Source organism: Roseofilum reptotaenium CS-1145 (assembly GCF_028330985.1).
In the GTDB taxonomy this organism is placed as follows: Bacteria; Cyanobacteriota; Cyanobacteriia; order Cyanobacteriales; family Desertifilaceae; genus Roseofilum; species Roseofilum reptotaenium.
In genome coordinates, this window is record NZ_JAQMUE010000100.1 from 109985 (window position 1) to 116956 (window position 6972).

The 6972-nt window shown below is 46.2% G+C and carries 5 protein-coding genes and 1 tRNA gene; 5 read left to right on the top strand and 1 reads right to left on the bottom strand.

Translation table 11 applies throughout. The features are described from left to right. Positions 1 to 165 precede the first annotated feature (165 nt). The 5 genes from PN466_RS22835 to PN466_RS22855 all read left to right on the top strand — a co-directional run bounded on the left by PN466_RS22835 (position 166) and on the right by PN466_RS22855 (position 2880). Entirely contained in the window at positions 166 to 1665 is a 1500-nt protein-coding gene (locus tag PN466_RS22835; protein ID WP_271944323.1) for a sensor domain-containing diguanylate cyclase, read from the top strand. 52 nt (positions 1666 to 1717) lie between these two features. Beyond that, positions 1718 to 1945, top strand: coding sequence for a DNA-directed RNA polymerase subunit omega (locus PN466_RS22840; protein ID WP_271944325.1), 228 nt, complete (start codon positions 1718 to 1720; stop codon positions 1943 to 1945). Positions 1946 to 1989: 44 nt separating this feature from the next. Further along, positions 1990 to 2421: a hypothetical protein gene (locus PN466_RS22845; protein ID WP_278003195.1), complete on the top strand. Its 432-nt coding sequence runs from the start codon at positions 1990 to 1992 to the stop codon at positions 2419 to 2421. Continuing rightward, positions 2414 to 2770, top strand: coding sequence for a DUF1818 family protein (locus tag PN466_RS22850; protein ID WP_271944327.1), 357 nt, complete (start codon positions 2414 to 2416; stop codon positions 2768 to 2770). Before PN466_RS22845 ends, PN466_RS22850 begins: the two co-directional genes overlap by 8 nt. Positions 2771 to 2806: 36 nt before the next feature. After that, positions 2807 to 2880 (top strand) — tRNA-Pro (locus PN466_RS22855). Positions 2881 to 3507: 627 nt separating this feature from the next. Here PN466_RS22855 and PN466_RS22860 read toward each other — a convergent pair. Next, complete coding sequence (locus tag PN466_RS22860; RefSeq protein WP_271944329.1) at positions 3508 to 6264, bottom strand: DUF3854 domain-containing protein; 2757 nt, start codon at positions 6262 to 6264, stop codon at positions 3508 to 3510. Positions 6265 to 6972: the final 708 nt, after the last annotated feature.

Sequence of the window (6972 nt, forward strand, 5' to 3'; positions counted from 1 at the left end):
ACCCTATTCTCAATTACGGAACTGTCTAGTTCCACCCGTCATGTCCACTGAAGTGCAAGTTAATAAAAATCAATCATCAGATTCCGTCGAAAAGTTCTGAAGTGTAAGCCTAATTTAGGAAAAGAGGGATTTCAGAATGGAGAGATGGGAGAGGGAGAACCAGCGATGAATCGTCTATTCAATCAGATTATAAGCCTGAAATTTAAAGCCAGTTATTTGATCATTAATGATCGCTTCTTAATAACGGGTGCTGATGATAATATGGCGGATATTCTTCCTCAAATGACTCTAGCTCTCGGTGTCGATGTGAGAGAAATATTCCCGTTTTTAAGCTCTGTTCATTTAGGAGAATTGATCGAGAATCAATCGGTAGAGAGAGAAGGAAATTTAGAAGGAGTTGACCTAAAGGTAACGCTGAGGGCTAATTGGGAAGAAGAACGCCCAACGTCTCAATACTTAGTGTTGATTGAAGATCGGACTCAATTCTATAAGGAGCAGGAAGAACGGCAGAAACAAGCCGAAGGCGATCGCCTCTTGCGAGCAATGATTGAGATTATTCGCCAATCTGTCGCCCTAGAAGAAATTCTGCAATCGACAGTTGATCGAGTGCAAACCCTATTGGGCATAGACCGAGCCTTCATCTACTATTTTAATCCAGATTGGAGCGGTACAGTCGTCGTCGAAGCACTCCATTCTAGCTGTCATTCTATCCTGGATCAGCCCATTGAACAGTCTTACACCAAAGATCAAGTCACCTTCTATCAACAAGGAAAATTCAGCCAAATTGACAATTTAGAAACGGCTGAACTTCGAGATAAAGACCGCAAATACCTGAGTCAACTTCAGGTGCGATCGCAACTAGTCTTTCCCATTCAACTGGGAATCCCCTTAACTATCCCGATCCAAAATACCCCCTTTCCATCCAATCAGTCTAATTTACCGATCGCCTCCCATCACTACCACCTGTGCGATACCTATCTCTGGGGACTCCTAATCGTCCATCAATGCCATCAGCCTCGAAACTGGCAACCCTGGGAAACCCAACTGCTCAAAGACATGAGCAGCCAACTGAGCATCGCCATTCAACAGTCCCAGCTCTACGAACAACTCAAAGAAGCCAATCAAGAACTCAAACAACTGTCTGCTTCCGATAGCCTCACCCAACTCTTCAACCGTCGCCGTTTCGACCAAGTGCTACAAAAAGAATGGCGAAGACTCGCCAGGGAGCGATCGCCTCTCGGTCTAATTCTTTGTGATATTGACTACTTTAGACTCTACAACGAAGCCTATGGTTACCTCAGTGGTGACTTTTGCTTACAACTGCTTGCTGATGCTGTGCGCCAAGCTCTCAAACGTCCCGCTGATTTAGTCGCTCGGTATGGGCCAGAAGAATTTGCCGTCCTTCTCCCCCATACCGACCTATCGGGAAGTTTTCATGTCGCCCATATGATTCAAAACAACGTCATCAACCTAGACCTAGAACACAAAACCTCTCCCGTTGCTTCCACCGTTACCCTCAGTATCGGAGTTGCCGCTCTAGTTCCCCATGTTGATACCCAACCCCAATTTCTACTCGAACTCACTCGTTATGTTCTTGACCAAGCCAAACGCAACGGTCATAACCAAATTGTGGTCGCCAATTCCTCCGTCCTGCTCGACTTTTAACCATAACCGGTAAACTAGAATAAAGATTGACTTAACTTCTGAAAATCTCCCTATGCTCAAGCGCTCTTCCGTAGACAGCCAAGAATTAATTTGTCGTGCTGAGGAACTCATTAATGCCGCATCCAACCGCTATCGCATTACCGTACAAGTAGCCCATCGTGCCCAACGTCGTCGCTACGAAGAATTTGATAGCCTTGACGATCCCAAAATGAAACCCGTCATTCGAGCGGTAATTGAAATGTCTGATGAGTTAACCCAACCCGAAATCATTGGTGAATGAAACAAAGGCGTTTTTTTCTCATTGGTTTAAGTTCACTAGGGCTGATGGCTTTATCCTTCATGCCCTTAAAGTCAGTTTCTCCACCCGTGGCTCTTGCCCAGTCTCGCATTCGCCCCAGGGATCTGTGGCGTTTAGTGTATGAACAACTCCCAGACTTTCCCCTAGAAAATCATTACGTTAGCCAACTTCAGGGAGAAGCCAAGCCTGATAATACCTTAGTTGAGAGATTGATTCGTTATCATCTCTATGTCAAAGGTCGCACCCCCCAATATCGCCTAGATTGGAAGTTAACCCTAGCTGATTATTTGGGAGCTAATGAGGTGATGTACGAAGGAGTTTATCCCGGTTCAGATTTGCTCAGAGATAATCCATTAGAGGGAGACCGCCAAGCGATCCAAAATTTGACGCGATCGCAACGAAACGCTTTAATTGATGTCCTAGTTGGCATTTATAATCCCCAAAACAACCGTGATTAAACAAGGCTCTCAATGGCGAGTCGGCTGGAAACCCGAACAGATCGAGTATCCCGCCTTGCTTGGTGGTGCAGATTGGGCGATCGAACTAAAGGCTACAGAACTGCAAGAATTCCAGCGCCTCCTACAACAATTAATCCATAGCCTAGAGCAAATCGCCCCCGAACTCATGGAAGAAGAAAAAATCACCTGTGAGGCCGAAGGGAACTTTTTGTGGATGGAAGTTGAAGGATATTCCCACAGCTTTAGCCTCCATTTCATCCTCAATACCGGTCGTCGAGCCGAAGGAACCTGGCCGGCTGTGGTGACTCCAGAAGTCATTCAAGCTTTAAATACGTTAGAGGGGTTTTAATTTTCAAAATCCTGTGTTATGATAGAAATATGTGACCGGGGCGTAGCGCAGCTTGGTAGCGCACCACTTTGGGGTAGTGGGGGTCGTGGGTTCAAATCCCGCCGCTCCGATTGTATTGAAACGAATAATGGACGGGCTTTTCGCCCACGACCCCCACTACCCCAAAGTGGTGGGGCTGCCTAAAATCTGCCTAAAACCACCATAACACCTCCAAAAGTAAGGGGCAAGAAATAGGTCAAATGGGTTAGATAGTAATTAGAGTTTTCTATAGAATCCATAGAGAAATCCAAGGGCATTCCCAAGAGGAAGCTGGGGTTCCCTGAGGGAAACTAAAAACCCTCCCAAAACCCCTAAAAATATCCTCTTAATTTCAGACGCAACTGCTATCACACGGTGAATCACCGGGTGTTCAGAGATAAGAGGGTAGGTTCACCCCTCGAAGCTACCCTCAATCACGGTGACACTGACTATGCATATAATGAATGTCAAAGTGAGAGAAGCAAAGAAATCAGTTGACCGCCTAGCGAGTGATAAAGCGCACTCAAAGAGTTGGACGCTTCAAGGGCTTTACTTTGCCCTACCTTCTGCACTTAATTGCTTTGTCGCTGGTATCCTTATAAGGATACCAAATTCGCCTCGTGTTCTCTTGAGCTTATTCTAGGTACAAAAAAGTTCCCGCAAAATCTCAGTAAGAGTGACCAGAAGCCATTCTTACTGGTATCAATTGTTAAACTAGATCAGTCAACGATTGGGATGAGATTATCTGGATGTTCCCTGCTGCTGTAGGCAAAGTGTTCCCAGAAGACTCCCCACTTTCCATCCTCTCCTGGAGGAAGGGTCAAGACACCCTCATTAAATAGTTCCATGTCAAGGCTTTTGTTCTTGACTCTCATCCCCAAGCGAAGGTCTGGAGGCGAAACATTGGAGGCATTTTCCTGTTGGAGAAAAAGTCCAGAGTCATCACCACTATCACCACTTTCTTGATATACGGTCGTTTCATCCTCTTTTTTCGCCACTTCTTCCACCACGGGTGGTGATGTTTTCACCACTGATGCCCCACTCTCTGATACTGGCTCATCGCTGGCTGCTTCCTCAGTGGTGATGTTTTCACCACCCGTGGTGATGTTGTGGTGATAAGTGTGAGGGTTAGAACCGTTATCCTGATTGGGTTGTGGTGGGGTTAGTGGTGATAGTGGTGATGTTTTCGCACAATTTTCTAAACTCTCTTCTGCTTGGGATTTGAGTCTTTGGGTTGTGGTAGGAGCATCGGCATTTTCGGTATTCTTCCTCAGTGCCACACCGATTAACATCTTGCCTCGGTTGCAGTCTTTCCTTTCCAGAGTCAATCCCACTTGAGTAGTCGCCACCTCTAATTCCTTGCCAAACCTTCTGTTAGAAACGGGCTTGCTTAGTCCATTGGCATAACAATAGTCTTGATAGGCTCGGAATGCCTCACTCTGGAGTAGCTCATGCCCTGGCACGGGTACTAATTTCTCATCTAGGAACGCGGCTACCGAGTTGTTCTCGCATTGCAACTCCCACTTCTGGATAGCCAGGGATGGGGTGTCCATATCCCCTGAAATCCCCGCATCTACTAGCTCTGTCGGGATGGAAAATAGGACACTAGCCAACCTCCCCATCTCTCTCATCATGGCTATCTCCTTTGCCCTAGAGCGCTTCTTAAAAGGATGGGGGAATAGGATTAAATCGGCTCGTCTGTTAAGGGCTTCATCTGAGCTAAAGCAGAAGCTGTTAAACACAATGACCAGCGTTCCCCAGAACTTGGACTCACCAGGGTCTTTATGCTTGCGGTCAAAGGGGATGTCATCGTGCCCTGTCATTTTCAAAAGCAGGCTAATATCCTTGACCCATGTCCTCTCATCAGGGTTCAAGCACATCTTCTTGCCTAACCATCTAGCCCGTTCAAATTTTCCGCCGATATCAGAAAGGGATGTAGTTGCGACGTTCTCCTGACCCAAAAGCGCTATCATCATTCGGGTGAATGTCCCCTTCCCTGTCCCTGGCTTGCCATGAATGAGGGGAAAGCGTTGACACCAGTTGTAACGTGCCAACAGGACACCTGCCAGACAGTAGAGGTACTTTTTCAACTGGGCATCATCGCCATTAGATGCATAAGAAAGGAATTCATAGACCAGTGGGCAATAGCGCTCTAGGTTGGCTACACACTCTCCCAGGTCTTCAGGAAGTGGGGCGTAATCCCGGTCAATATAGTGAGTGTTCAGGTTTTCCCTTTGGTGAGGCAAAAACTGCCTATCCTCAAGTCTTAACGCTCCATTGCGGAAGTACGTATACTCGTGGTTTTTGCCAAATACTGGATAATCTTCATCCTGCTTGTTTAGTTTCCTCAGCTTGGCTCTGAGAAGCTTCTCGGCTTGTTCTACGAAACTATGGGACGGAATTTGTCCCCCTCCAACTTCAATCAAGTAGTCAGTGACTTTCTCTGGCTCTAAAGTTTTCCAATGCTTGCCGTCCCACTGTCTCCAGACTTTGAAGGCATTGTCAAACCTCCAGGTAGGCTCCTTAATCTCTGCCACTTGAGTAGCCAAGCTGAATGGGGTGAATCTTTCTTCTTTATCTCCTGCCTTATTCCTTAATTTCTTGTCCTGTACAACCTGTGTACAGTCGTTGTAGAACTGTTTCTCCCATTGTGCAATCGTCAGAGCTGCCTTAATCACCTCATCAAAATCACCCCCACCAACAATGAAGTCATCCATTCCTTCTTTTTCCTTACCCTTTGGTTCCCATACACATATTTTGACATCACAGCCACGTTTCTCTAGGGCTTTTGAGAGTTGCTGAAGCTGCTGTTTGACTTCGGGCTTTTCTCTGAAATCGCTATCGAGAGCCACATAGACGGGTCTGCCTTTGACGCACAGAGCATCAAGGATAGGGACAAGTTCTGTGGATTGGGACTTGTGCCACATGGAGCAACCAGGGATAGAGATAGCTATATAGCCGTTCTCCAAGGCACAGCAAGCTTTCTTTGCCCCTTCAGTAATGATGATGGGGAATGATGGGTGTTTGACGAGAAATTGCCCTAGGGAGAGAGTGATGTCCATCTTCTCTCCTGAAGTTCCCGACAGGAAATCAGAACATCTCCACTTTAGTTCGCTATACCAGGCAACACATCCGGCAGGGAGGAAAGCATCATAGCACCCATGCTCCTCACCTGGCTTTTTCTTCTGGGTGATGTATTTGATGGGCTTACCGTCTTTGTCGAGATGCTTCTCTGGGTAGCGGTTGCGCTTCTGCCAAGAGTCAGGATTGAGCTTGACTCCATCAATGCTTATTCCCTGAATAGTGAAGCCTTCAAGGCAGACCTCAAACTGCTTCTTCAATAGAGGATTCTTTATGCCAGAGTCATTTAACTGTTGCTCAAGCCAATCATTGTCTGATACAATGGGGGAACGAGAATGTCCCCCACATGAAGAACTGTTAAGAGAGGGGTTTCGCTCTTTAAGATTTTTATGCATAATGTCGGATGGTTTTATTTTGTGACGAGTTAGGCGATAAACCTAACTCGTTCTTTTTTTTTCGCTTCTATACTAATCCCAAGATGAGGGTGGGGTCAACAGGGATAAAAGGCGTGCCTACCCTCATTTTGGAGGTATTTAGCTATCGCAAAAGCTCTAGGACTTTCCTTATTTCTTTCTTGATTGCGCCTCCTCTATTGGCTGGGTACTTTTTGCTGTCTAAGCAGCCCTCTAAAATAGAGCGGGCTTGCTTGATGTTTTCATCGGATTCTTGACCAACATTTCCTTTGTCCAACTGGTGGGCATATTCCAAGATTTCAGGAATAAGAACCTCTGGTAGCCGGATAGGTTTAGTCTCTGAATTGAGCCACTTGCTTTGGTTTGACTTTAACCTTCTCCCATGGGGGTTGGGTTTCCAACGAATTCTCATGATATACTTCTGGGGGAATTACGACTTGAACTTTGCAGAGATAGGGGTTGATCCCTTGGGGAACTAAGAGGGTTCTTACAAGAGAGGTTTACCCCTATTTCTTCCTGAGTAAAAAGAGAGATTTTTTACCAGAACTAGGAACTGTCCAGTAATAGAAAGTCAGGCAATCTTGGACGGTCTCCCATTCATGGAGGGAGAGAAGTCTGTTAACCTCTTCCCTGGTCATTTCAACCAACTCCCTTTTGAATAGGGTGGACTCTGCGTGAAAGCGATCGCAC

Excerpts from the sequence above, each read along its gene's own strand:
- PN466_RS22860 (WP_271944329.1), bottom strand. The coding sequence starts at position 6,264 with ATGCATAAAAATCTTAAAGAGCGAAACCCCTCTCTTAACAGTTCTTCA.
- PN466_RS22835 (WP_271944323.1), top strand. The coding sequence starts at position 166 with ATGAATCGTCTATTCAATCAGATTATAAGCCTGAAATTTAAAGCCAGT.
- PN466_RS22840 (WP_271944325.1), top strand. The coding sequence starts at position 1,718 with ATGCTCAAGCGCTCTTCCGTAGACAGCCAAGAATTAATTTGTCGTGCT.
- PN466_RS22845 (WP_278003195.1), top strand. The coding sequence starts at position 1,990 with ATGGCTTTATCCTTCATGCCCTTAAAGTCAGTTTCTCCACCCGTGGCT.